Origin of the sequence: Desulfovibrio porci, assembly GCF_009696265.1 — a bacterium.
GTDB lineage: Bacteria > Desulfobacterota > Desulfovibrionia > Desulfovibrionales > Desulfovibrionaceae > Desulfovibrio > Desulfovibrio porci.
Genome location: NZ_VUMH01000002.1, coordinates 135,500 through 158,191 on the forward strand (window position 1 = coordinate 135,500; position 22,692 = coordinate 158,191).

18 protein-coding genes and 1 pseudogene are annotated in these 22,692 nt (G+C 64.6%); 8 read left to right on the forward strand and 11 right to left on the reverse strand.

Features of this window, described 5'->3' with window-relative positions:
* Positions 1-58: 58 nt before the first annotated feature.
* From FYJ44_RS02555 to FYJ44_RS02570, 4 genes are all read right to left on the reverse strand, one after another.
* Positions 59-1,477: a sigma-54 interaction domain-containing protein gene (locus tag FYJ44_RS02555; protein ID WP_154508865.1), complete on the reverse strand. Its 1,419-nt coding sequence runs from the start codon at positions 1,475-1,477 to the stop codon at positions 59-61.
* 190 nt (positions 1,478-1,667) lie between these two features.
* Positions 1,668-2,342: a phosphoribosylglycinamide formyltransferase gene (purN, locus tag FYJ44_RS02560; protein WP_154508867.1), complete on the reverse strand. Its 675-nt coding sequence runs from the start codon at positions 2,340-2,342 to the stop codon at positions 1,668-1,670.
* 19 nt (positions 2,343-2,361) lie between these two features.
* Positions 2,362-3,882, reverse strand: coding sequence for a uroporphyrinogen-III C-methyltransferase (cobA, locus tag FYJ44_RS02565; protein ID WP_154508869.1), 1,521 nt, complete (start codon positions 3,880-3,882; stop codon positions 2,362-2,364).
* Positions 3,879-5,384 (reverse strand): leucyl aminopeptidase, encoded by a 1,506-nt coding sequence (locus FYJ44_RS02570; RefSeq protein WP_154508871.1) that lies wholly within the window; start codon positions 5,382-5,384, stop codon positions 3,879-3,881. Before FYJ44_RS02570 ends, cobA begins: the two co-directional genes overlap by 4 nt.
* Before the next feature lie 182 nt (positions 5,385-5,566).
* Here FYJ44_RS02570 and hemW point away from each other — a divergent pair, with 182 nt between their 5' ends.
* A complete protein-coding gene (gene hemW, locus FYJ44_RS02575; protein ID WP_154508873.1) occupies positions 5,567-6,841 on the forward strand; it encodes a radical SAM family heme chaperone HemW in 1,275 nt (424 codons plus the stop codon).
* 23 nt (positions 6,842-6,864) lie between these two features.
* Here the strand turns inward: hemW and FYJ44_RS02580 are convergent, their stop codons facing one another.
* Genes FYJ44_RS02580 through FYJ44_RS02595 form a run of 4 tightly spaced genes read right to left on the reverse strand, consistent with a single transcriptional unit; the run spans position 6,865 to position 11,822 of the window.
* Positions 6,865-7,482, reverse strand: coding sequence for a class II aldolase/adducin family protein (locus tag FYJ44_RS02580; RefSeq protein ID WP_154508875.1), 618 nt, complete (start codon positions 7,480-7,482; stop codon positions 6,865-6,867).
* Positions 7,466-8,389 carry a glycosyltransferase gene (locus FYJ44_RS02585; protein WP_154508877.1) on the reverse strand — a complete coding sequence of 308 codons (924 nt, stop codon included), beginning with the start codon at positions 8,387-8,389 and terminating at the stop codon, positions 7,466-7,468. Before FYJ44_RS02585 ends, FYJ44_RS02580 begins: the two co-directional genes overlap by 17 nt.
* Before the next feature lie 3 nt (positions 8,390-8,392).
* Positions 8,393-9,493: a thiamine-phosphate kinase gene (gene thiL / locus FYJ44_RS02590; RefSeq protein ID WP_154508879.1), complete on the reverse strand. Its 1,101-nt coding sequence runs from the start codon at positions 9,491-9,493 to the stop codon at positions 8,393-8,395.
* A 1-nt stretch (position 9,494) separates the two neighbouring features.
* Positions 9,495-11,822, reverse strand: coding sequence for an ATP-dependent helicase (locus FYJ44_RS02595; RefSeq protein ID WP_154508881.1), 2,328 nt, complete (start codon positions 11,820-11,822; stop codon positions 9,495-9,497).
* 111 nt (positions 11,823-11,933) lie between these two features.
* Between FYJ44_RS02595 and FYJ44_RS02600 the strand changes: the two genes are divergently transcribed.
* From FYJ44_RS02600 to panB, 3 genes are all read left to right on the forward strand, one after another.
* Entirely contained in the window at positions 11,934-12,467 is a 534-nt protein-coding gene (locus tag FYJ44_RS02600) for a hypothetical protein (protein ID WP_154508883.1), read from the forward strand.
* 304 nt (positions 12,468-12,771) lie between these two features.
* A complete protein-coding gene (speB, locus tag FYJ44_RS02605; RefSeq protein WP_154508885.1) occupies positions 12,772-13,668 on the forward strand; it encodes an agmatinase in 897 nt (298 codons plus the stop codon).
* Positions 13,665-14,495 (forward strand): 3-methyl-2-oxobutanoate hydroxymethyltransferase, encoded by an 831-nt coding sequence (panB, locus tag FYJ44_RS02610; protein WP_154508887.1) that lies wholly within the window; start codon positions 13,665-13,667, stop codon positions 14,493-14,495. Before speB ends, panB begins: the two co-directional genes overlap by 4 nt.
* A gap of 58 nt (positions 14,496-14,553) precedes the next feature.
* On the opposite strand, the gene FYJ44_RS02615 is transcribed toward panB, so the two are convergent.
* The 3 genes and pseudogenes from FYJ44_RS02615 to FYJ44_RS02625 form a co-directional block, all read right to left on the reverse strand.
* A complete protein-coding gene (locus FYJ44_RS02615) occupies positions 14,554-15,081 on the reverse strand; it encodes a GNAT family N-acetyltransferase (RefSeq protein ID WP_154508889.1) in 528 nt (175 codons plus the stop codon).
* A 26-nt stretch (positions 15,082-15,107) separates the two neighbouring features.
* Positions 15,108-15,364 (reverse strand): annotated as a pseudogene (locus tag FYJ44_RS14985) (YjhX family toxin).
* A 305-nt stretch (positions 15,365-15,669) separates the two neighbouring features.
* Entirely contained in the window at positions 15,670-16,152 is a 483-nt protein-coding gene (locus FYJ44_RS02625) for a periplasmic heavy metal sensor (protein ID WP_154508891.1), read from the reverse strand.
* 430 nt (positions 16,153-16,582) lie between these two features.
* On the opposite strand from FYJ44_RS02625, the gene FYJ44_RS02630 reads away from it, so the two are divergent.
* The 4 genes from FYJ44_RS02630 to FYJ44_RS02645 all read left to right on the forward strand — a co-directional run bounded on the left by FYJ44_RS02630 (position 16,583) and on the right by FYJ44_RS02645 (position 22,632).
* Positions 16,583-18,397 (forward strand): ATP-binding protein, encoded by a 1,815-nt coding sequence (locus FYJ44_RS02630; RefSeq protein ID WP_154508893.1) that lies wholly within the window; start codon positions 16,583-16,585, stop codon positions 18,395-18,397.
* Positions 18,394-19,785 (forward strand): sigma-54-dependent transcriptional regulator, encoded by a 1,392-nt coding sequence (locus FYJ44_RS02635; protein WP_154508895.1) that lies wholly within the window; start codon positions 18,394-18,396, stop codon positions 19,783-19,785. The genes FYJ44_RS02630 and FYJ44_RS02635 overlap by 4 nt, the downstream gene beginning before the upstream one ends.
* A gap of 366 nt (positions 19,786-20,151) precedes the next feature.
* Positions 20,152-21,966 (forward strand): sigma-54 interaction domain-containing protein, encoded by a 1,815-nt coding sequence (locus FYJ44_RS02640; protein ID WP_154508897.1) that lies wholly within the window; start codon positions 20,152-20,154, stop codon positions 21,964-21,966.
* Between the two features lie 60 nt (positions 21,967-22,026).
* Complete coding sequence (locus FYJ44_RS02645; RefSeq protein ID WP_154508899.1) at positions 22,027-22,632, forward strand: MarC family protein; 606 nt, start codon at positions 22,027-22,029, stop codon at positions 22,630-22,632.
* The last annotated feature ends 60 nt before the right edge of the window (positions 22,633-22,692 follow it).

Sequence of the window (22,692 nt, forward strand, 5' to 3'; positions counted from 1 at the left end):
GTCCTTGTTTTGTGTAAAGAATCTTTAATATCTGTACAGTGAGTGTGTAAAGATATCTTTACGGTTTGGGCGCATCCGTATCTGCGGCAAACTGCGGGATGCCGTATTTTTTCAGTTTGGCGTAGAGGGTCACGCGCGAGATGCCCAGTTGCCGGGCCGTGGCCGTGACGTTGCCCTGATTTTCTTGCAGGGCGGCGGTCAGAAAGCCCGCTTCCTGGGCGCTCAGCCAGGCGGCGAGGTCATGGTGGCGCTGTGGCGGCGAGTGGCGCTCGGGCATCCGGACGTTACCCGTGACTTCAGCGGGCAGATCGCCCGCGTCGATGCGGCCGCCGCTCTGGTGCAGGGTGGCGTGCACCAGGGAGTTGAACAACTGGCGCACGTTGCCGGGCCAGGAGTAGGCTTCCAGGGCACGCACGGCCTGATCCGTGAAGTCCGCCGTGGCGCAGCCGATTTTGGAGAGAATCTGTCGGGCCAGGGGCAGAATGTCCTCGGTGCGGGCGCGCAGGGGCGGCAGGCGGATGGTCAGGGTGTTGATACGGTAGTACAAATCCTCACGAAAGCTTTCCTGGCTGATCATGTCCTGCAGATCGCGGTTGGTGGCCGTGATCAGCCGGAAATCCACCTCCCGGCCGGACACGTCGCCCAGCCGGGTGATGCGTTTTTCTTCCAGCACGCGCAGCAGCTTGACCTGGGCATGCAGCGGAATGTCCCCGATTTCGTCCAGAAAGAGCGTGCCGCCGTTGGCCAGCTCCATCTGGCCGATCTTGCCTTCCTTGCGCGCGTCGGAAAACGCGCCCGGCGCGTAGCCGAAAAGCTCGGCTTCGAAAAGCTCCTTGGGGATGGCCGCGCAGTTGATGCTGATGAACGGGCCGGCCGCGCGACTGCTGAGCGCGTGCAGGGCGTGCGCTGTCAGCTCCTTGCCCGTGCCGGTTTTGCCCAGAATCAGCACAGGGTGTGAGCCCGCGGCGTAGCTCCGGATGAGCCCTTTCACCGCGCGCATGGGCGCGCTTTCGCCAATAATGCTTTCGATATCGTAATGGGCGCTGCGTTCCGGCTTGAGGCTGCGATTGTAACTCTTCAGCTTTTTGGCCAGAAAGTCGATTTTGCGGGTCAGTTCACGCAGTTCCGCCGGGTCGGTGAACAAGATGTGCGAAACCATGCCCGTGACCGCGCCGTCGCCGTCGCGCACCGGAATCCGGTTGACCACGAATTTGTAATTGTCGCCAAAGAGCGGCAGGGTGCACAGGTCGCCCATTTCCGGACGGCCATGCTTGATGACCAACGGGGCGCGGGTCAGGGGATTCAGATCGGGCAGCGGCCTGCCCAGAATGGTCTTGACGTCGCCGCCCAGCAGGGAGGCGTAGCATTTGTTGACCTTGCGGACGATGAAGTCGGTATCGCAGTACAGGACGCCTTCGGGCAGGGCATCCAGCACGTTCTGGTAGAGCTGTTCGGAATTGTTCCATTCTTCCGGCATACGCCCTCCGTCGGCTTCCGTGGGAAATAGGAAGCTTGTGCGGCCGCTACGGCGGCTCTTTCGCCTGTTGTATTTTTGTAGCATAGGCGGGGGCGTTGTAAATAATTCAGATAATAAGTTTGCTTGTATTCAAAGTACTATGCGATGTCCTGAAATGCAACGGGCCGGCAACCGCCGGCCCGTGAGCGCGTTAAAATCCTTCTTCCAGCGGCGGCCAGACCAGCCAGTGCCCGTCCGGCTTCAGCGCGCGCCGCGCTCCCGGCGCCAGAAGCACCTGACGGCCCTGGGTGCTGATGCGGCCCTCGGCGAACCATTGCAGCGCCTGCGGATAGATGCGGTGTTCCAGGCCGTGGATGCGGTTCATCAGGCAGTCCAAATCCTCCCCGGCCTCCACGGGCACGGCGGCCTGGATGATCACCGGACCGCTGTCCACTTTTTCCTCCACGAAATGCACAGTGCAGCCGGAAATCTTGACCCCGTAGGCCTGGGCGTCGGCCCCGCCGTGCACGCCGGGAAAGCTGGGCAGCAGAGCCGGATGGATGTTGATCACCCGTCCGGCAAAAGCTTCCAGAAAGGCGGAAGTGAGCAGGCGCATGTAACCGGCCAGCACGATGAGCTCCGCGCCGCTTTCGCGCAGGGCGGCGATGAGTTGCCGGTCATAGGCCTCCCGGTCCGGAAAGCGGGTGTGGTCCAGGCCCAGGTGCGGCAGCCCGGCCTTGCGGGCGCGCTCCAGCACGCCCGCGCCCGGCCTGTTGCTGAGAATCAGGCGGATGTCCACATCCAGAATGCCTGCGGCGGCCTTGTCGATCATGGCCTGGGCGTTGGTTCCCCCGCCCGAGGCCAGTATGGCGATTTTCAGGGGCATAGTTTCCTCAAAGCGCGGCTCAGTTCCGCGTGAAGTATTCCGTCATGGCCTTGACCAGGGCCGGGATGGTGTATTCCTCCGGCTGGATATGGGCCTCCAGCCCGTGTTCGCGCAGGGTCCGGGCCGTCACCGGGCCGATGGCCGCCAGCCGGGTTTCCGGGTGCTCCCTGAGTTTTTCCGCCGGGATCAGGCTCAGAAAGTTCTCCACCGTGGAGGAGGAACCGAAGGTCACGCAGGAAAGCGAGCCTTCTTCCAGGCGCGCCAGCACCTCGTCCTTGCGCCCGGCGGCCGGTACGGTTTCATAGGCGGGTATCACGTCCACCACGGCCCCGGCCCTGCCCAGTTCCACGGGCAGCACGTCGCGGGCTTTGGCCGCGCGCGGCAGCAGCATGCGCGTGCCCGCCAGCCGTCCATCTTCACGCGCCAGCAGGCCTTCCACCACGCCTTCGGCCACGTAGCGTTCGGGCACGAAATCGGGCCGGATGCCGCGCGCCAGCAGGGCGTCCGCCGTGGCCGGGCCGATGGCCGCCACCTTGCAGGCCCCCAGCGCCCGGCTGTCTTTGCCCGTTGCTTCCAGGCGCAGCCAGAAATGGCGCACCCCGTTCACGGAAGTGAAAATCAGCCAGCCGTAATCAGCCAGCCGGGCCAGAGCCGCGTCCAGCTCCGCATAATCGGGCAGGGGACGGATTTCAATGGTGGGGCATTGGATGACCTCGGCTCCCAGTTCCGCCAGGCTGCGGGCCAGGCCGCTGGCCTGTTCCCGCGCGCGCGTGACCACAATGCTTTTGCCCAGCAGGGGCTTGTGCTCGAACCAGTTCAGTTTGTCGTGCAGGCTCGCCACCTTGCCCACTACGATCACCGAGGGATTGGTGAAATGCGCGTCCAGGGCGGCCTGCGGCAGATCGCACAGGGATGCGACCAGACTGCGCTGACGCGGTGTGGTGCCCCGGTAAACCAAGGCCGCCGGGGTTTGCGGATCCAGGCCCGCGTCCAGCAGATTGCGGGCGATGTCCGGCAGGTTTTTCATGCCCATGACAAAGACTAGGGTGGAGGCACTCTGGGCCAGAGCCTGCCAGTTGTGCACCGAGCCGGGCTTGTTCGGATTCTCGTGTCCGGTGATGATGGTCACTGAGGAGGCGAAATCGCGGTGGGTCAGGGGAATGCCCGCGTAGGCCGGAGCCGCGATGGTACTGCTGATGCCCGGCACTTCCTCAAAGGGCACGCCAGCGGCCAGCAGTTCCTCGGCTTCTTCGCCGCCGCGCCCGAAGATATAGGGGTCGCCGCCCTTGAGCCGGGCCACCACCTTGCCTTCTTTGGCTTTGCGCACCAGCAGGGCGTTGATCTCGTGCTGGGGCAGGGCGTGGTTGCCCGCCACCTTGCCCACATAGATCAGCTCGGCGTCGGGCCGGGCATGGCCCAGCAGACTGTCGTTGGCCAGAGCGTCATAGACCACCACGTCCGCCGCGGCCAGAACGTCCCTGGCCTTGAGGGTCAGCAGGCCGGGATCGCCGGGACCCGCGCCCAGAAGATAGACTTTCATTGCACGCCTCCACGGGCCAGTTCCAGCAGGGTGCGCGCGCCGAAGCCCGACGCGCCCACCGGGCAGAGCGGCGTTTTTTTGGCGTTCCAGTCCACGCCCGCGATGTCCAGATGCGCCCAGCGCACGCCGTCGCGCACGAAATGCTTGAGGAAGAGCGCGGCGTTGATGGCCCCGCCTTCGCGCGGGCCGGTGTGGCAGATATCCGCCACCTCGCTTTTGAGCTGCTCGGCGTAGGGCTGCCAGAGCGGCAGCGGCCAGTAATTTTCGCCGCCCACGCCGCCCGCGGCGCTGAGGAGTTCGGCCAGATCCGCGTCATCGCAGAACAGGCCGGCCAGCTCCGTGCCCAGGGCCACGGCGCACGCGCCGGTGAGGGTGGCTATGTCCACCATGGCGGCCGGGGTCCACTGTTTCTGGGCGTAGGCCAGGGCGTCGCAAAGAACCAGACGGCCCTCGGCGTCGGTATTGGTGATTTCCACCGTATCGCCGCTGGCCGCGCGCACCACGTCGCCGGGGCGGGTGGCCTTGCCGTCGGGCATGTTCTCGGCGCAGGCCAGCAGGCCGATGACCCGGCGGGGCGCGTCCTCCTCGGCCAGGGCCGCGATGGCGGCCAGCACCGCCGCCGCGCCGGTCATGTCGCATTTCATCTGCTGCATGTTGGCGGCGGGCTTGAGGCTGATGCCGCCGGAGTCAAAGGTGATGCCCTTGCCCACCAGGATCAGCGGCTTGTCCTGCTCATGCCCCTTGGGAGCGTGTTCCAGCGCCACCAGGCGGGGGGGGCGGGCCGACCCTTGGCCCACGGCCAGCAGCGCGCCCATGCCTTCGGCGGCCAGCGCTTCCTCGTCCAGCACCGTGCAGGCGAAGCCCAGCTCTTTGGCCAGATCGGCGGCGCGTTGGGCCAGACTTTCGGGATAGAGCAGATTGCCCGGCGTGTTGGCCAGATCCCGCGCCAGGCTCACGGCCTTTGCCGCGCGTTCGCCCCGGCGGGCCGCCGCGTGCGCGCCGTCGGGCACGGACTGGCCGTCAAAACCCAGGGCCAGCCATTGCGGATCAGCGGGCTCGTCTTCTTGCGGCTTTTTCAGGGCCGTGAAGCGGTAGAGGGCCAGTTGCGCGGCGTAGACGCATTCCTCCACCAGCCGTTCCCGGCCGCCGGGCAGGCGGGCCAGGGCCGGTTCGGGCAGCAGGATGGAGTCCAGGCCCAACCGGCGGCAGCGCTGCACGGCGGCGGCCACGGCAGTGCGCAGTTTGGCGGCGTCCACTTTTTCGCGCGGACCCAGGCCCACGGCCAGCACGCGCGGCACGGAAAGTTCCGGATGACCGTGCAGCAGGGCCAGTTCGCCGTCCTTGCCCTTGAAGTCGCGCATGGCCGGGGCTATGGCCAGCCAGGGAGCGGCCTTGTCCAGTTCCGGGCACTCGCGTAAGATGTCTTCGCCCTCGCAGGCCGGGGCCAGCATGATCGCGGCTTTCCACTGTTCGGGGCCGAGGTTCTGGAAGCGTATATCCATAGACGGGTTCTCCTCGTGAATGCGGGCGCCGTGACGGCGCGCGGCTGAAAGCTGAGCGTTTGAATATACGCCGGGCCGCTGTTTTTGCCAAGCGCGGCCAGGGAGAGGAACGCGCCCGATCCGCCGGGCATGGTCCTTGCAACTTTCCAGCCGATCGCCATTATTTTGCCAACGGAAAATTCATGCTCGTTTATATTCACGTTCCCTTCTGCCGCACGCGCTGCAACTACTGCGCCTTCCATTCCGTCGCTCTGGGCCGGGGCGTGGAACCCGCCGCTTCGCCCCTGCTGCGCGACTACCTGGACACACTGCTGCTGGAGCTGGCCCACTGGGGCGACCGCCTGGGCGGGACAGAGGTGCAGAGCGTCTTTTTTGGCGGGGGCACGCCCAGCCTGCTGCCGCCGCGCATTGTGGGCATTGTGCTGGAGCGTCTGGCCCGCTGCTTCACGCTCAGCCCCAAGGCCGAAATAACCCTGGAGGCCAATCCCGAATCCCTGCGGGGGGGGCAGAACGTGAAGCAGTATCTGGCGGCGGGCGTCAACCGTTTGTCCATCGGCATCCAGAGCCTGGACGAGAGCATGCTGTGCCTGCTGGGACGTCCGCACAAGGCTCAGGACAGCCTGCACGCGGTCTTTGCGGCGCGCGAGGCGGGCTGCGCCAACATCAATATGGATCTGATGTGGGGCCTGCCCGGTCTGAGCGTGCGCCAGTGGCTGCAAACCCTCAAGGATGCCGTGCGGATGAGCCCGGATCATATTTCAGCCTACGGCCTGACCCTGGAGCCGGGCACGCCGCTGGAGCGCGACTGCGAGGAGGGACGGCTGGCGCTGCCGCCCGAGCGGGATCAGAACATCATGTTTATGGAGGGCGCGGCCTTTCTGGAGGCCAACGGCTATATGCATTACGAAATTTCCAATTTCGCGCGCATGGGCTTCCAGTGCCGCCACAATCTGGGCTATTGGGAGGGCGCGGACTATCTGGGCCTGGGGCCGTCGGCCACCTCCACCATCGCGGGGCGGCGCTGGACCAACCCGGCCAGCCAGCGGGCCTGGGAGGCCCGGACCCGCGAGGGTTCGCTGGGCGCGGAAGTGGAGAGCCTGCCCCCCACCGTGCGCGTGCTGGAACTGATCATGCTGCGTCTGCGCACCTCGCGCGGCCTGCGGCTCAAAGCCTACCGGAAACTGACGGGCCGCGACTTTCTGCGCGACCACCAGCGTCTGGTCCAGGCCCTGCATGAAAACGGCCTGATCCGCATTCGTAACGGCTATCTGCGCCTGACCCGCAGCGGCATGCTGGTGTCCAATTCCATTCTGTCCAATCTCTTTGAGCGTACGGAAGCCGTGCTCAAGCAGCCTCTGCCGCCCGGTACCGCCTCCCCGTCCTCCGCGCCGGCCAAATCCTTGTCCGCCGGGAACAACGGGCCGGAAATCCAGGCCGTGGTCTGGCCGTCGGCCTAGGCGCAGCCCCTGGGAACGCTTGCTTAGCGCGCCAGCAACTGCACGGCGGCCAGATGCTCCAGTTCTTCGCTGATGGACAAAGCGTCGGCCAGGGTCGGCCCCCAGCAGCAAAGGCCGTGTCCGGTCATCCAGACTGCCGCGCCGCCAGGTTTTTCCGCCCCGATCTTGAGTGCCGCGTCGGCCACAGCCAGGGCCAGTATCCCGCTGCCGGGCGGCAGCGCGGACGCGAAGCCCAGACGGGCACGCCAGACACCGGCCTCGAACAGGGGCAGGCGCAGAAAATCCCCCGGATTCCTCAGCACCAGGCTTAAGGCCAGCAGATGTCTGGGATGGCTGTGCAACACGGCCCGGCAGTGGGGCAGCGCGCGGTACAGCGCCAGATGCATGCCCAGTTCCGAAGAGGCCGGACCGCCGGAAAGCGTCTCCCCGCTGCGCACGTCCACCAGACAGCAGTCCTCCGGCGTCAGGCGGCCCTTGGCCGCGCCCGAGCGGGTCACGCAGAGCCGGCCGTCGTGCGGCGCGGGCAGGCGGCAACTGACGTTGCCGTTGCAGCCGGAGAGCAGACCCTGCCGCCATGCGTCGCGGCAGACGCGGCGCATTTCCTCCAGGACGGCCATGGTATCTTCAGGATTCGGATTCATGGTTATCTCCATGCCGCCAGGCGCTCAGATCCAGACGGGACAGCCTCCCGGAGGCGTCCACAGTCACGGTTTGGGCCAGCCGGGTCAGCAGTTTCTGCACCGGTCTGTAGGCGGGGTTCAGCATAAAAGAAAAGCGGCCGTTTTTTTCCACAGGCAGATATTTACGAATCATCCGCAACGGCAGCAGGCCTTCGTCAAACAGCAGCACATGCAGGTGATAGGCGGTTTCGCCGGAAAGGCGGGCCTGGTTGCTTACTTTTTTACTGCGCTCGATGTCCGCGTCCACCATGCCCTCGACGTAGCCCAGATGGCGGGCCACCCCGTCCGGCGAGAGCGAGGCCAGCGCGTAGCCCGCCTTGCCCGCCCGCCAGGAATAGTCCTGGTCTTCATGCCCGTAACGGCCGTAGCCCTCATTCCAGAAGCCGAGGCGCTCGCGCGCCGCGCGGGAGACGCAGACGCAGCCGCCGCTGCAGACGGTGGTCAGTTCCGCCGCGCCGCCGTCGCGCAGGGCCAGGGGCTGATGCGACGGCTCGTGCCAGTCGCAGAACCTGTAGGAGGCCATACCCACCTGCGGATGATCCTCCAGCAGGGAGGTAAAGCGTTCCAGCCAGCACGGGTCCAGAATTTCGATGTCGTTGTCCAGCTTGACGCAACAGTCGGCGTCCGCCGCGTCGTCCCAGGCCAGATTGGATGCGACGCAAAGGCCCATATTGCGGGAAAGGAGTTTGAGCCGGATGTGCGGCTGCGCGGCCGCCAGGCTTTGCAGATAGTCCCGGGTGCCGTCTTCGCTGCCGTTGTCCACAATGGTCAGCGTATAGCCCGGCGGGGTCCGCGCCAGCAGGCTCTCCAGGCAGATGCGGGTCAGCGCGAGCCTGTTCCAGGTCACCACGGCCAGATGGGCGCGCATGCCTCAGTCCGCCTTTTTTCCCCGCGCGCCCGCCTCAAAGTGGTCAAAGCCGCTCAGGCGGTCCAGGGGTTCGTTGTTGCAGGTTATGCCGCCTCCGGCCGTGATGGTGCCGATGCTGCAAAAGCCCGGAATGGCCGCGTGCAGGGAGGGCAGCATGTCCGGCGCGCAGGAACCCAGCAGGGCGTAGTCTTCGCCGCCCAGCAGGGCTTCATGGACCGGATTTTTCCCCTGCTCTTGGGCGTAGCGCAGCACTTCGGGGTGCAGCAGGCCCTGGGGCAGCAGTATGGCCGCGCCCAGTCCCTGACTCTGGCCCGGGTTTTGACCCTGATTCTGCTGCGGGGGCTGACCGTCCGCCCCGGCGCGCAGTTCGCCGCTGAGGCCCAGCAGGCGGGGCAGGTCGCGGATGATCCCGTCGGAAAGATCCATGAGCGCCGGGGGCCGGGCGTTGTACCCGGCGCGCGCCAGCATCAGGCCTGCGTCCACCTGCGGCTCGGGCCGCAAGTGGGCGGCGCAGGCGGCGGGCCAGTCCGCCAGGGCCGCGCGGCCCTGGGCTTCCAGTACGTGCAGGCCCACCCTGGCCAGCCCCAGGCGGCCCACCACGAACAGGCTGTCGCCGGGCATGCTGCCCCCGCGCGCCAGAAAACCGCCGGGTTCGGCGGTTTCGCCCCAGACAGTCACACTGATGTGCAGGCGCTCGCAACGGGAGAGATCGCCGCCCGCCAGGGCCATGCGCTGCTGCCCGGCGAGCGCGGCCATGCCGCCGAAGAAACAGTCCAGCCAGGCCATATCCACCCAGTCCGGCAGGCCCAGGCAGAGGGTGAAGCCCAGCGGCCTGGCCCCGCATCCGGCCAGATCGCTGACGTTGACGGCCAGGGCCTTGTGCCCCATGTCCTCGGGACTGAAGTAGGAGCGACGGAAGTGGATGTCCTCCAGAAAAAGGTCGCTGCTCACGCACAGGGGCCGCCCGGCCTTGAGCACCGCGCAGTCGTCGCCCCGGCCCAGCAGCAGCGAGGGATGGGTCTGGGGAAAGTGGCCTGCGAGGCAGGCCAGAATGCCGTCCTCGGAAAAGGTGAAGGCCGAAGGGGAAGGCGGGGCCGGAACCATGTCAGTTCTCCATAAGCAGATATTCGGTCAGAATGACTTTGAGGCCGAAGCCGGGAAAATTCACCTGCACCTTGTCCGGCGGCAGATGCTTGATGATCTTGCCCCGTCCGAAAATGCGGTGCCGGCAGTGGCAGAGCCGGTCCGCGTCCGCGCCGCTTTTTCCGGCGGGCGTCGGCTCCGGGCGCTGCGCAGCGAAACGGGGGGGGATCGGAGCGTCGGGTGCCGGGGCGTCGCTTTCCGGCCACAACTGGCAGTCGTCAAAGGCCGCGCCTTCCCCCTCCGCGCGGGCGGCAGCCGGGACGGGGGCCGGAACCGCGGTGCGTGCCGGGGGCAGCAGGCGGCTCCCGTGCGTCGCGCCGTTGCCGGAAAAGCCGCCGCGCCGGGAAAGCACGCCGCCGAAGCCTTCTACCCATTCCTCGGTCAGGCCGGGGGCCAGCTCACGCACAAAGGGGCTCTGGTTGACGTGCAGACTGCCGCGCTCGGCCCGGCTGTAAATGGCCGCCGGGGCGTAGAGTTCCAGATTCTGGCGGGCGCGGGTGCAGGCCACGTACATCAGGCGGCGCTCCTCCTCGAAATCCTCGGGCCGGGCCAGGGCGTGGCGGGAGGGAAAGCGGTCCTCCACCAGATCAATGATCAGGACGGCGTTCCATTCCAGGCCCTTGGCCGAATGCACGGTGGACAGGGTGATGCGCCCCTCGCCGTCGTTTTCGTCCTCTTCCGGCGATTCCAGGGCCAGATCCGCCACAAAAAGATCCAGTTCCGTATACCCGGCGGCCATCTGGATGATTTCCTCCAGACCCTGCTGGCGGCGGGGCCAGTCCTCGGGATACTGGCTTTCCAGTTTGGGCCGGTAGTATTCCAGCACAGCCCCGAACAGGGACGCCGGGCTCGTGGGCCGGGCGCGCAGGTCGTCCACAAAGCGCATGTCTTCCAGCAGGCCCGGATGACGGGCGAAGGCCTTTTCCGTGCTCTTGGCGTCCCCGGCCAGGGCCGCGGCATAGAGCTTCTGCACGGTCTTGGGGCCGATGCCGCTGTGCATGCCCGCCACCCGCGCGAAGGCGGGCAGGTCCAGCGGATTGAGCACCAGACGGGCGTAGGCGATGACGTCCTTGACGTGCGCGGCCTCGGTGTAGCGCAGGCCGCCGTATTTGCGGAAGGGAATGCCCGCCTGGTTCAGGGCCATTTCCAGATTGTAGGAATGGAAGCCCGCACGGAAGAGCACCGCGATCTCGTGGGGCAAATGCCTGTCCAGCAGTTCCTCGACGCGGCGCACCACCAGCTTGGCCTGGCTCATGTCGCTGAGCGGCGTGACCAGACGTACGGGATCGCCGCCTTCCTTGCGGGTAAACAGGGTCTTGCGGAAGGATTCCGCCGCGTGGCTCAACAGGCTGTTGGCCACGTTCAGCACGGGCTTGGTGGAGCGGTAATTCTCTTCCAGACGGATGATGCGCGTGCCCGGAAAGAATGTGGGAAAATCCAGAATGTTGCGGACATTGGCCCCGCGAAAGGCATAGATGGACTGGGCCTCGTCGCCCACGGCCATGACGTTGCCCGTGACGGCCTTTTGCCCGCCGTCTTCTTCCCCGTCCCGCATGTCGGGCGACCCGGCCAGCAGGCGCACGATACGGGCCTGGACCAGATTGGTGTCCTGATACTCGTCCACCAGAATGTGGCTGAAGCGTTGGCGCAACGTCGTGGCGGCGGTCTGGTTTTCGCGCAGCAGGGTTTCCAGCTCAAAGAGCAGATCATCGTAGTCCAGCAGGCCTTTTTCGTGCCGGTAGGCCGTGTAGGCCTCGCCCAGAGCCGTGAGTCCTTCGGCGTGGGGCAGGAGGTGGAAGGCCTCGTGCCGCAGCACTTCCTCCAGGGGCAGTTCCTTGTTGCGGGCTTTGCTCAGCAGGCCCACGATGCTCTGGGTTTTGGGAAAGGAGCGGTCGCCCTTGCCCAGCCTGAGTTCGTCCTTGCAGTGCTTGACCGCCGCCGTGATGTCCGCCGCGTCCATGACCGTAAAGGGTCGTTCGCCCAGCCAGGGGGGGTGCCAGCGGCGCAGCACGCCGTAGGCGAAAGCGTGAAAGGTGCCGCCCTGCACCCCGGAAAGGCCCTGCCCCAGCAGCATGCCCGCGCGCTGGAGCATCTCCTGCGCGGCCTTGCGGGTGAAGGTCAGCAGCAGCATGGCCGAAGGCGAAACGCCCCGCTCGGCCAGCCAGGCCAGACGGTAGACGATAGTGCGGGTTTTGCCGCTGCCCGCGCCGGCCACAACCAGCACAGGACCGTCGCCGCTGGTTGCCGCCGCGTACTGGGCTTCGTTCAGAGCCTGGGCGTAATCAATCATGGACGCAGTCTAGCATAAGCGACGCGCTCAGGCCAGAGCCGCGCCCGCCCCTCATTGACGCGGCCCGTTCCCGCGTTTACATTGGGGAAATACGCTCAGCGGAGGTCTGTCATGCCTGAACAGCAGGAACAATTTCAAAACGCCGTGTGGCAGGTTCTTGAAGCCGTGATGTTCGAGAACTGGCTGCGGTTTTATTTCATCAGCGAAAAACCGGACGCGCCCGCCGGGCCGGACGGCGAGACGCCGCTTTTTCTGGCCGTGCCCGACAAGGGCATGGAGCGGATCAAGGAACTTTACCCCCATCTGCTGCCCCTGGCCGAAGACATGAACGGTCGGGAGGTGGATTTCGAAACTTCACGCCGGGCGGTGTGCACGTTTGTGCTGGACCACCTGGACGGCAAGAGCATGCCCAAGGACATGGCCGCCACCATTTTTGAAAGCGCCACGTTCCAGATTCAGATGCAATTGTTCAACGTCTGGGTGCAGATGCACGAAGACCAGCTGGACCAGGGTTTTCTGGAGTTCGGGGCCTGGCGCAAGCTTTTCGCCCAGTGGCGGGAAACGTCCGGCGGCAGAGAGCTGGCGGACAGGCTGGCGATGGCCGGTCAGAGCGCGGCCGCGCGCGGCGGAGATACGGTGCATTAGCGTCGCCGGATTCCCGCGTGATTCCGGCGGAGATAATTTTTTGTACGTCCCAAAGCCTGCGCGGCTGGATTGGAGATGGCCGAGTATAAAATTTTAAACACACCGGCAGGGGAACTGAGAATTTTTTATGTTGTATTTCAATTTGTTAGATAAAATTTTGAAAAAATCTAATTTGGCATGCCTGTTGCAATATAAAAAGTACCTTCCTTTCTTTTGCTGACAGCCTCCTCCAAATAAAACGGCCTGCCTCCCCAAGCGGGCCGTTTTTTTATGCCGGACTTCTTTCTTTATGGACGGAAACAGTATGGATCAGCAGCATTTTCTGGCTTCGGAATATGCCCCGGCGTCGGCCGGGGACGCGGCCTTTCACATTATCCCCGCGCCTCTGGAGCGTAGCGTTTCCTACGGCGGCGGCGCGGCCCGGGGGCCGGCGGCCCTGCTGGCCGCCTCCCAGCAGCTGGAAGCCTGGGAAAGCGGGCTTGCGCCGGGAGAGTCAGGTTTTTATACCGCCCCTCCCGTGGACTGCTCCGGACCGGTGGAAGCGGTGCTGGCCCGCATTGAGGCGGCCACGCGCCGTGCCCTGGACTGCAAGGCCGTGCCCGTGCTGCTGGGCGGCGAGCACAGCGTGAGCCTGGGCGCGTTGCGGGCGCTGGCCTGGCGGGCCAGGGAAACGAACGAGCCTTTCGGCATTATCCAGTTCGACGCGCATGCGGACCTGCGGCCCGAATACGAGGGCGACCCCTTTTCCCACGCCTGCGTCATGCACCGGGCCGTGGCTGATCTGGGCCTGCCTCTGGTGCAGTTCGCGGTGCGCGACATGAGCCGGGAGGAGGCCGAGGTCCGCAAGCGCTACAACGTCACCCATTACGACGCCTATTTTCTGGGCCGCGTAGGTCTGCCGGAACAACCCCTGCCCGAGGATTTTCCGCGCCGCGTCTATATCAGCTTTGATGTGGACGGCCTGGATTCGTCCCTGATGCCCGCCACGGGCACGCCTTCGCCGGGCGGCATTTCCTGGCGCGAGGCCCAGTTCATTCTGGAACGCTGCACCCGGGGGCGGGAGGTCGTGGGTCTGGACGTGGTCGAACTGGCCCCCATTCCCGGCCTGCACCACGCGGATTTTACCGCCGCCAAACTGACGCATCTGCTTATGGCTCTGACTCTGCAAAGCCGGAGCGCGATACAGGGAGAACACGCATGAAAAACACCGTCGCCACGTTCAGGCAGGCCAAGGGCAAGGAAAAGCTGACCATGCTCACGGCCTATGATTACAGTATTGCCCGGCTCATGGACCAGACCGGCATCAATTCGCTGCTGGTGGGGGATTCGCTGGGTATGGTCATGCTGGGCTATCCGGACACCCTGCCCGTGACCCTGGAGGATATGATCCGACATTGCGCGGCTGTGGCGCGCGGCGCGCAGTCGGCCCTGGTGGTTTGCGACATGCCTTTCATGAGTTGCCAGGTGAGCGTGGCCGACACCGTGCGCAACGCCGGGCGGCTGGTCAAGGAAGGCCGGGCCCAGGCCGTCAAGCTGGAGGGCGGCGCGGATTTTTGCGACGAGGTGCGCGCCCTTGTGCGGGCCTCGATTCCGGTTATGGGCCATCTGGGCCTCACGCCGCAATCGGTCAACGCGCTGGGCGGCTACAAGGTGCAGGGCAAAAGTCTGGCCGCGGCCCAGAAACTGTTGGACGACGCCCGCGCCGTGCAGGACGCCGGGGCCTTTTCCCTGGTGCTGGAATGCGTGCCCGCCGCTTTGGCCGCCCGCATCACGCGGGAGCTGGAGGTTCCGGTCATCGGCATCGGCGCGGGGCCGGACTGCGACGGCCAGGTGTTGGTCTGGCAGGACATGCTGGGCCTCAGCGACGGCGGAACCCCCAAATTCGTCAAGCGTTTCGGCGCGGTGGGCGAGGCCGCGCGCGCGGCCTTCACGGCGTACGCGCGGGAAGTGAAGCAGGGAAGCTACCCGGCGCAGGAACATTGCTACGGTATGGAAGACGAGGCTGAGCTGCTGGAAAAACTCTACTGACGCGACGGCGGCGCAAACGCCGCGCAACGGGATTTGCGCCGCCGTCCGGGATGAGCGTTTATCCGGCGTGTTCCGGGAAGAAGGCCGGGGAATATGCCACCATGCCGGGCAGGCGGTCCGCGTCGCCGCCGAGCTTGACGGCCATAAAGGCTTCCTCCGGCGCCTCGAATGGGGAAACAATGCCGAAAGAGGACGCGGGCCGGTAGCCGAAGCGCGGATAATAGCCCGCATGCCCCAGCAGGATCACGAATTCCCAGCCCAAAGCGCGGGCGAGCTCGTGTCCGCGCCGGACAAGAGCGCCGCCTATGCCCCGGCCATGATGCGACGGCAGCACCGCCAGCGGGGCGAGGGCCAGGGCCGCCGCCTCTCCGACCTTCACTCTGCTGAACATAACATGGCCGACAATGCGGCCGTCTTCCTCAGCCACCAGGCTCAGTTCGGGAATGTATTCCCGTGAGCGGCGCAGGCGGTCCACAAGATGCTGCTCGTCGCCGTCGGCGTGCTCGGCGTGTTCAAAGGCCCGGCGCACCAGGTCGTGGATGGCGGGAAAGTCCTCCGGGGATTCCGGGCGGATAGTGACCGGCATAGGCAACTCCATGATTGTGTGAGCCGTCAGCGGTTGTCGCTCTGGGCGCGCACGGCGCGCAGGCCTTCCGAAGTGATGCGGTAGGGCTGGCCGTTTTTCGATCTGATGCATTTTTTGTTTTTCAGTTTTTTGAAGATCTCCGGGGTGCAGTCGCCGAGCAGCCGGCCCTCGCGGGTAGAGCATTCCACTGCGGCATTTTGCCGGAACTGTCGCGGAGTATCAGGATTTTTCCAGCCTTGGCCAGGGTGTGGAGGGTTCTCTGCTCAAAACGGGAAATGTTCACGGGATGCCTCGCATCTCAATGGATAAACGACAAGGCGCCGCCTGAGGGCGGCAGGCCGGGGTCGCGTCCCGTCCGACCTGCGGCGGTTGCGGAACTTATTTATCCAATGACTACGGTATCCGGCATCCAACATCCGTTGAAACAAAGCTATGAGCATATCTACACACGCGGCCGCAGCGACGTCAAGCACGTCAAAAAAGACAACCGGCGGGAATTTCCCGCCGGTTGTCTTTTTTGGCGTCGTGTTCAGGAGGCGTGTGCCCTTTCAGGGCGTTTGCTTTTGAAACGTTTGTTTTGAATTCGCTCTATCTCCAGCAGCCGCCGCGCCCGCCGTAACCGCCGTGACCATAGCCGCCGTGGTGCATGCCCATGCCGTAACCGGAGCCCATGTGGCCGTAGCCGGGACCCATGTGACCGTAGCCCATGGGCAGACCTTCCTTGTCGAGCTGCGCCCGGAGGTCGGTGCGGGCGGCGAGCATCTTGCCGCGCAGTTCGCCGATTTCCCTGGACAGGCTTTCAATTTTGGCCTTGTCGGGCGAGGGACTGCTCATCTGGGCGTCCAGCTCGGCGCGTTTGGTGATCAGAGCCTGACGGACGGAGTCCATTTTTTCATAGTGGCTGCTGAAAATCTTTTCGGCCTTTTCCTGTTGTTCCGGCGAGATGGGGGCATTGTAGCGGGGTCCGTCATCCCAGCCGCCATGACCGCGCGCCTGGCTGATGCCGGCGAAGCCCAGAACAAGTATCGCCGCGAGGGCCAGAGACGTCGTACGCAGAGTTGTCTTTTTCATTGTGTCCTCCCAATGGGTTATGTGCGGAACCGTTGCGGTGTGCACAGTTTGTCAGATATGTTGGTGTTCGCCTTTGTGTTTCAGGCGAACTGTCCTGTATAGGGCAAAGCGCGTGCCATTTATGATAACATATTGAAATAATATAAATAATTAAAAAATACGACCTGGAACATTGTCCGACGCGAGGGAAAGACGTAACCTTTTTACTCAGTGACGGGTAAAAAGGTTACACACGCGGGCGCAAAGGCGCTGAGGCGATTTCACGTTGAACGTGCTTACGGAGTCGGTGAAGCCGGGCCCGCCGCGACGCCGGAGCGGCCGCAATTCACTTGCGGCGCGGAATTCCGGCGGAGGCGTGAAATTTGCAAGCCGCAACAGCGTGTCTTGGTCATGTTTAATCTTAAAGGCAAGCCGCTTTATTAAAGATAGTATGCGGGATCACTACGCGCCGCTTTCACGCGGGGAAAAGCAGCGGCATACGCGTTTTTTCTGGCAGGTGCTGGCCGGACTGGCTCTGGCGGGCATCTGCGCCGCGGCTTTCATGGTCGCGCGCGGAGCCGGGCAGGAAAAGCGCCAGATGCTGGACAATATGCAGGGCCGGGCCGACGTGCTGATCTGGGCTCTGGAGGGCAGCGCCCGCTCTTTCGGCCATATGCGGCAGAACCCCATGCTGAATCTGGTGGAGGAGGTGGCCAAACAGCCGGGCGTGGCCTATATCGCTCTGGTGGATGCGGACGGACGGATACTGATCCACAGTGATCCCGCCCTGGCGGGCACGGTTCTCTATGACCGGGAGAGCTTGCGGAACCTGCATGTGAGCGACAGCTCCCAGAGCCGTTTCGTGCCGGGCGAGCCGGACCTGTTCGAGACCTACAAGACCTTCACCCCTTCCCGGCCCCGCGCGGGCGGCGGCATGGGCCATATGCGGCGGCATATGATGGGCGGCGGCCACGCGGCTCCGTGGCTGGACCCGGCGGAGGAAAAGTATATCTTCGTGGGCCTGGACGCCTCGCATTTCGCGGAAAATCTGCACGAATACGTCTTTCATCTCAGCGTCATAGCCGGTCTTGTGACCCTGGCGGTTCTGGGCGGCATCGTGCTGCTGTTCTACATCCAGAATTACCGCTTTTCCAAAAGGATGCTGGAGGATACGCAGGCCCTGGCCGCGCAGGTCATCGACAGCCTGCCCGCCGCGCTGGTGGTGACGGACCCGAGCGGAGTCATCTCCCTGAGCAACCGGCACGGCCTGGAAATGCTGGGTCTTTCCGGACGGGAAAAAGAGACCTTGTCCCTGTACGAGGCGCCGTCGCTGGACTGGCAGGCCCTGATGGATGAGCTGGATGCCGGCGCGGTCATTCTGGAACGCGATATGGACCTGTTCCGCACCAGGGGCAATCCGTTGCCGGTCAGCCTCAGCGCCGCGAAAATCATCGGCAGCGAACAGGCCTCCCTGGGCTATCTGTTCATTCTGCGCGACCTGGGGGAGATCCGCAAACTCCAGAAACAGCTCCGGCAGAGCGAGCGTCTCTCCGCCTTCGGCAATCTGGCCGCAGGCGTGGCCCATGAAATCCGCAATCCGCTCAGCTCCATCAAGGGCTATGCCACCTACCTGACCGAGAAGCTGAAAAACGACAAAATGGCCTATGCCACGGGCAATATCCTGATTCAGGAAACCGAGCGTCTGAACCGGGTCATGTCGGACCTGCTGAGCGTCGCCAAACCGTTGGACCTGCGCCTGAAAGCGGTGCGCGTGGAAAGCGTGCTGGAGCAGGCCGTGCGGCTGATCGCCCCGGACGCGGAGGAAAAGGGCGTGGCCGTGCAGTTGCGCCTGCCGCCGCCCGGCTCCTTTCCGGAACAGGGCGTCCGGCTGGACGCCGACCGCCTGATGCAGGCCCTGCTCAACCTGCTGGTCAACGCCGTGCAGGCCACGGAAAGCGGCGGCGGCATTGAAGTGGCGCTGGAAAGCGCGCGGGACCGGGCCGGAGAGGGCGCGTCCGGCGCGGACGACGGCTTCTGGAGCATCAGCATCAGCGATACGGGCTGCGGCATGCCGGCGCAGACCGTGGCCCAGCTGTTCACCCCCTATTTCACGACCAAAGCTTCCGGTACCGGCCTCGGCCTGGTCATCAGCCAGCAGATCGTGGAACAGCACGGCGGGGAAATCAAAGTCTTCAGTCGGCCCGGCAAGGGGACGACCTTCACCATATTGTTGCCCGTGGCCGCGCGCGAAGAGGGGGCGGCATGAAAAAACTGACGATTCTGGCGGCCGACGACGACGCCACGCACCGGGAGATGCTGCGGACCCTGCTGCGGGAATGGGGCTATGCCGTCGGCGAGGCCGTGGACGGCGAGCAGGCCGTGGCTCTGTGCCGGGAACAGTCCTTTGATCTGGTGCTCATGGACGTGCGCATGCCCAAAAAAACCGGTCTGGAGGCCCTGAAGGAGATCAAGGCTCACAATCCGGCCCTGCCGGTGCTGATCATGACCGCTTTTTCGGACGTGGCGGCGGCTGTGGAGGCCATCAAATCCGGCGCATACGACTATCTGACCAAACCTCTGGACTTTGAAAAGCTCAAGGTCGTCCTGCGCAACGTCTTTGCCCACGTGGGCCTGATTGAGGAAAACGCCTCCCTCTCCCGCAGCCTGGCCGCCACCGAGGCCCATTCGGACATGGTGGGGCGCAGCGCGGCCATGTCCGCGCTCTGGGAGATGCTCCGCACCATCGCGCCCACGGACGCCACGGTGCTGATCACCGGCGAGTCGGGCACGGGCAAGGAACTGGTGGCCAGGGCCGTGCACGCGGCCAGCCGCCGGGCGCAAGGACCGTTTGTGGCGGTGAACTGCGCGGCCCTGACTGAGTCGCTGCTGGCCTCGGAACTCTTCGGGCACGAAAAAGGCGCGTTCACCGGCGCGGATAAAAAGCACGAGGGCTATTTTCTCAAGGCGAACGGCGGCACGATTTTTCTGGACGAAATCGGGGAAATGCCGTTGTCCATGCAGGTCAAGCTGTTGCGGGTGATCCAGGAGCGGGAGGTGCTCAGCGTGGGCGGCAACACGGCCGTGCCCGTGGACGTGCGGATCATCGCTGCCACCAACCGCGATCTGGCGCAAGAGGTGGATGCCGGGAACTTCCGGCAGGATCTCTATTACCGGCTGAACGTGGTCACCCTGGCCCTGCCGCCGTTGCGCGAGCGCGCGGACGACATTCCTCTGCTGGCGCAGCATTTCATGAACCGTTTCGCCTCCAAGAACAACAAGCGGATCAAAGGCTTCACGCCCGGCGCCATGGACCGCCTGGTGCGCTATGCCTGGCCGGGCAATGTACGGGAGCTGGAAAACGTCATCGAGCGGGCCTCCATTCTGCTGCTGGGTGAGCATATCAGCGAGCGGGAGCTGCCGGAGCGCCTGAAAACCCCGGAACAGGGCGACGCCCTGGCCGACGCGCTGGAGACGGATTGCCCGACCCTGGACGATGTGGAGCGGGCCGTGATTCTGAAAACCCTGAAACGTTTTGGCGGCAACAAGACCGAGGCCGCCAAGGCCCTGGGCATCACCCGCAAGACCCTGCACGCCAAGCTGAACAAATACCAGGGCGCGCAGGACGACGCGGAGGAGGACGGCGCGGCAAGCTGAGCTGCGCCCACTGGCGGCGCTTTTGTCCGCTATTGCCGGAGGTTATGGCGTTACCCGTCCGGCGCGGCCTGTCCGGCCGCATGGACATCCGGCCGGGCGCGTGGCATACTCTATCGTTAACCCGGTATGGTTGAGCGCGGCTCCGCCCGGGAGGGAGGCCGCCTTTTTTCGTCCATCCGTTCCGTTTTGGAGCAGATTACCTTTACTATGCGGTGTGGTTCAAAGATTTTTTCAGCCGAAAAACGTGGTTATCGCCGCAGCCGGTCCCCGTATGACTTTTTCCTCGCCAATGGGGACAAGGGGGACAACCCTCCGGGCTGCCTTCGCTCGTTGCGGCGTCCACATGCCCTGCGCGGGGGATAAGCCATGATCGACAGCTCAGCTTATGGCGCGGCGCTGGCGGAGCGTCTGGCGCGCATGCCCGGCGGCGTATGCGGCTCGGAAAACTGGCTTTTGCTTCACGCCAACGACGCCCTGCGGGACATCCTCGAGATGCGCCGGGGCGCGAGCCTGCCCAGCGCGGCTCTGAGCCACTGGCTGGGTCAGGGCGTGCTGGAAGGCTTTCACGAAGCCGAGACCGACAGTGTGGCGGGCGCTCCCGGCGCGCGGGGCCGGATGATTTTCCGTCATCCGCGCGGCGCCAGTTACCTGTTCTACTGGTGGGGGGACGTGAGCAAGGATCACGGCCCGGTGCGCTGCTTCACCGTCTATGAAATTCCTTTGGACGAACTGGATCAGACCGCTCGTCTGTCCTGGCGCGAGCTGGACAGCGTGCTGGAATTCATTCACGACGGCATCTGGGTCATTGACGCCGAAGGCGTCACCCGGCGGGTCAACCGCGCCATGGAGCGCATTGCTGGCATTAAGGCCGAAGAGGTGGTGGGCAGGCACGTGACCGAGCCCCTGCGGGAAGGGCGCTTCAAGACCTGCGTGACCCTGCGGGCCCTGAAAGCCCGGCATACCGTGACGCTTTTCGACGACTACTCCAACGGCAAACGCTGCCTGAACACCAGTACGCCGGTTTTTGACGAAAACGGCAAGGTCTGGCGCGTGATCGCGGCCATCCGCGACGTGACCGAACTGGAGACGCTGCAGAAACGGCTTTCCAATCTGGAAGTGGAGGCCATGGCCTACAAGCTCCGCGCCCAGGGGCTGGAAAGCGAGGCCAACAGCGGCCTGATGGGCCAGAGTCTGCTGCTGCACCGCGTGCGCCAGGACATCGTCAAGGCCGCGCATTCCGACGCCGTGACCCTGATCCTGGGCGAAACCGGCACCGGCAAATCCATGGCCGCCAAAATCATTCACGACATGAGCGCCAGGGCGGAAAAACCCTTTGTGGTGGTCAACTGCGGGGCCATGCCGCCGGCGCTCATGGAGTCGGAACTGTTCGGCTACGAGGGCGGCGCGTTCACCGGGGCTTCCAAGGGCGGCAAGCCGGGCATGCTGGAACTGGCCAGCGGCGGCACCCTTCTGCTGGACGAAATCGGCGAATTGTCCCTGCCCATGCAGGTCAAACTGCTTCACGTGCTGGACGGCCAGCCCTTCTACCGGGTGGGCGGCACCAGGGCCATCGCCGTGGATACCAGGGTGATCGCGGCCACCAACAAGCCTCTGGACAAGATGGTGGCCTCCGGCCAGTTCCGGGAAGATCTTTTCTACCGCCTGCGCGTGCTGAACGTGGACATGCCGCCCCTGCGCGAACGCAAGGACGACATCCTGCTGCTGGCCTGGCATTTTTTGCGCAAGATCAGCGAGGGAACCGGTACGGAAAAACATCTGGATCCGCGCACGGAGCAGCTTTTTCTGGCCTACAACTGGCCGGGCAACGTGCGGGAGCTGCAGTCCGTGATCCAGTCTCTGGTCACGCTGACGGAGGCGGACAACATCGTCCCGGACGACCTGCCCTCCTATATGCGGGAATCGGCGGGCGCGCCGCGCGTATCCCGGACGGAGCAATCTCTGACCCGGGCCGTGGAAGCTCTGGAAAAAAGCATGCTGGAAACGGCCCTGGCCGAAGCGGGCAGCACTTACAAGGCCGCCCGCCGGCTGGGCATCAGCCAGTCGTCGGTAGTGCGCAAAGCGAAAAAATACGGTATCCACGCCGAGGGCGAGACGCGCGACGCGCGGGCCGGGGTGAAATCCGCCCCGGCCGGAGATGCGCCCGCGCTGGACATCACCTGAGCTGTTCCGGTTCCGCCGTTGATAAAGATTCCCGGCGGAGCCCCCCCACCTGGAGGAAGCATGGACGACATGGCCGTCGGCAATATAGTCAGCATGAGTATCAAACTGTATGCGCTGATGACGCCTCCCGCCGTGCTCAGCGCCTTTATCAGCGGCACCAGAAGCTATAACCGGGAAGAAAAGGCTTTGGTGGCCTGTAAGACGTCCCTGGCGATTTTCATCATCGGCTCTCTTCTCTTTCTGTTCGGTTCGCATCTGTTCACGCTGTTCGGCTTCACGCTGGACGCCTTCCGCATCGGCGTGGGCCTGTTGCTCTTTCTGACCGCCATTTCGCTGATGAACGACGACTGCACCCAGCCCCCAACCAAGCAGGAGGGCGATATCAGCGTGGTGCCCCTGGCCATTCCTCTGGGCATGGGACCCTCGGCCATCGGCGCGGTCATGGTCGTGGGCGCTTCCGCCGAAGGGCTGAACGGCATGCTGGCCGGGGTATTCTGCCTGCTGCTGGCGTCTTTCGGCATGTTTCTGCTGCTGTGCATGGCCGACACGGTGGAGAAGGTGCTGGGCGAAACGGGCATTGCCGTCATGTCCAAACTCACGGCCCTGCTGCTGTCGGCCATTGCGGCCCAGGTGATTTTTACGGGCATCACCGCGTTTTTGAAATAATGCGCCGCGCCTTGCGGTTGTTCCGGTTTTTTCATGCCCCCGGCGGGCCGGGATCGAAAG